This is a genomic window from Methylobacterium variabile, assembly GCF_001043975.1.
Lineage (GTDB): Bacteria > Pseudomonadota > Alphaproteobacteria > Rhizobiales > Beijerinckiaceae > Methylobacterium > Methylobacterium variabile.
On sequence record NZ_LABY01000406.1, the window covers coordinates 1 to 2,487 of the forward strand.

The window sequence follows — 2,487 nt, forward strand, 5'->3', positions numbered from 1 at the left end:
GTGCAGGAGGATGCCGAGGCGGCGGCGCTCGCGGACCGCGACAAGGCCCGCGATGTGGCGCGCCTGGCTGCCCTCGGACTGGCCGGGGACCAGATCGTCCATGCCGCCGGCCGCGGCGCCCACCACGACAGTCACGGTGCCGAGGTGATCGATCTCGAGGGGGGCGAGTGGCGGATCCTGGGCATGGACGCAGCAACCGATCGCGTCGTCCTCGCACCCGCCTCAGGCCAGGGCCACTATGCGCTCGTGCGCCCCGAGCAGATCATTCGCGCTCCGTACTGACGCGAAGCACCACCCGCCGCGCTTGGAGCGCTCGATGATCGACCCAACCCGACCCCTCACATCATGGATGCCGATCGTCTGGTACGGGGGCTTCCTCCCCGGTCTGCCGGACCTCTGCGTCGGCCGCTGGCCCGCCGGGGTCGCCGCCAAGACCCCGTGGAAAGTCTGGATCGTCGAAACGCCTCAAGAGCGCGCCGCGCTGCTGGCGTCGGTTGCGAAGCCTGTTGCAATCCGCGGCGGCGGCCTCGACTTCAAGTCCGGGCCCGACGCCATGGTGAGCGGGCCGATCAGGGGCGACAGCGTGATCGCCCTCTACCTCCCGCCCGAGCCGGGCTGGCCCTGGTTCACCGTCGGACGTTGGCCGCCCGAGGTGGCGCTCGGGATCGGCGCACAGCGCGAGGCCTACACCTGGGAGGCGGATGCCACCGAAGCCGCCGCGCTCGACCGCATCGCGCGGATGCGCAGCCAGATGCCCCACATGCCGGTCGTGGTGCCGGATCGCAAACAGGCCAATTGAGCGACTGCTCTGGCGAATAAATCCCCACCGCCGCCCTCGGAGCGCTCGATGACCGATCCCGACGCACCCATCAGCTCCTGGATGCCGATCGTCTGGTACAAGGGCTACCTCCCCGGGCTGCCGGACCTCTGCCTTGGGCGGTGGCCGGCCGATATCGCCACCGAGACGCCCTGGAAGCTCTGGGCCGTCGAGAGCGCGAAGGAACGCGACGCGCTGCTCGCGGCCCTGGCCCGGCCCGTACCGCGCAAGGGCGGGGCCCTCGACTTCTCAGCCGGCCCGGACGCCGCCGTGAGCCGGCCGGGCACCGGCGACCCGGTCCTGGCGCTCTACGAGCCCCCAGCGCCTGGTTGGCCCTGGATCACCCTCGGCCGCTGGCCTCGGGAGATCGGCCGCCAGGTCGAGGCTCACCGGGAGGTCTACACCTGGGATCCCGACATGACCGAGGCCGCCGCCCACGATCGGATCGCCCAGGGGATCGGCGATGGGATGAGCCGCGCCGAACTCCTCAGCAGGCCGCCGGCCGGGACGGCATGATCAGGGATTTGTCTCATGACAGAGCAACCAAAGGACGTGCGTGTTCCAATCATGGTCTCTCGCGATGAGGTGGAGGCGATTGATAACTGGCGATTTGATAACCGGATACGAACGCGCTCTGAGGCGATCCGCCTCCTCATTCAAAAAGGGTTGAATGCTACCCCCGCTGGTGAGGAACTACAGCATGGCGGATGCGATCCGGGCGGTGACCTGATCACACGCCACCAGACTCGATGATTTCTGCGGCGCGCACCAGATGCTGCGTAGTCGGGTAACGCCTCTGGTCGCTCATGTAGGCGGCGTCATAGGTCTCCCGCGACAGGACCTCCGGCCCTGCCACGACCGATCGGGAGAACACGCTCCACCAGGTCTTGCTCAAAGAAATCAAGCGAACGCCTTTGATTTCCTTGTTCCTGGGGTCGGTCACAACAATCGTCGCGGCGTTGCGCGTCTTGTCCGTCCAGCTCTCGACATGGGAGAGGGAGGCGCGAATGTCGGCGCTGTTCTTCTCGATCCCGCTTGCATAGGGAGCGTCGAAACTGAGTTGGTCGCCAAACAGCGTCACCCAGGTCAGGACCTGCGACTGTGTCACCCCGAACTGCAAGGGCTTCTTCGTGAGGGCCTTGATCTCGCTCGCCGCCGGCTTCCTCAGGGATACGATGATGGTGAGGCTCGCGTGGTCGCCGGCCGGCACCAGCTGGAGGGTCATCCCCTCGCCGGCCGGGGCCAGATCCCAGGTCTCCCCCACTCTGAGCATCGTCGTCATTCGCACGCTCCTCCCGGATCGTCGCACGCTGCGGTGAGCATGGAGCCACGCGCACGGGTTCTGCGCCACAGGCCCCTCGATGTGGTCGAGCGATCACACCCACCAGGCCGGTCCTACACGATGAAGGACAGGCGCCGCGGCGTCTTCTAGACTCGGGCCTGGCCAAGCCTGCGAGCCGAGGCCGCGATCGGATGGGCTCCGATCGGAAGGGACGACCTCCATGACGATGACGATCGGCTCCTTCGCCGTCACGGCCCTCCCGGACGGCGCGGAGGTGCGGTTTCCCTTCGCCGATCCGGCGCTGCTGCCTCGGTTCAGGCAGACCTTCCCGCGGGCGCGCTTCCGCCCCGCGATGCGATCGTGGCACGTCCCGGGCGTGCTCGCCGTC

At 68.0% G+C, this 2,487-nt stretch carries 4 protein-coding genes; 3 read left to right on the forward strand and 1 reads right to left on the reverse strand.

Going from position 1 to position 2,487, the window contains the following annotated elements:
* The 3 genes from VQ02_RS38555 to VQ02_RS33545 form a co-directional block, all read left to right on the forward strand.
* Positions 1-282, forward strand: a 282-nt coding sequence (locus VQ02_RS38555) for a hypothetical protein (RefSeq protein WP_167350822.1), incomplete at its 5' end; no start/stop codon positions are given.
* A gap of 34 nt (positions 283-316) precedes the next feature.
* A complete protein-coding gene (locus VQ02_RS33540; RefSeq protein ID WP_157080921.1) occupies positions 317-799 on the forward strand; it encodes a hypothetical protein in 483 nt (160 codons plus the stop codon).
* A 48-nt stretch (positions 800-847) separates the two neighbouring features.
* Positions 848-1,333, forward strand: coding sequence for a hypothetical protein (locus VQ02_RS33545; RefSeq protein WP_048448609.1), 486 nt, complete (start codon positions 848-850; stop codon positions 1,331-1,333).
* A gap of 214 nt (positions 1,334-1,547) precedes the next feature.
* On the opposite strand, the gene VQ02_RS33550 is transcribed toward VQ02_RS33545, so the two are convergent.
* Complete coding sequence (locus VQ02_RS33550; RefSeq protein ID WP_048448610.1) at positions 1,548-2,099, reverse strand: hypothetical protein; 552 nt, start codon at positions 2,097-2,099, stop codon at positions 1,548-1,550.
* Positions 2,100-2,487: the final 388 nt, after the last annotated feature.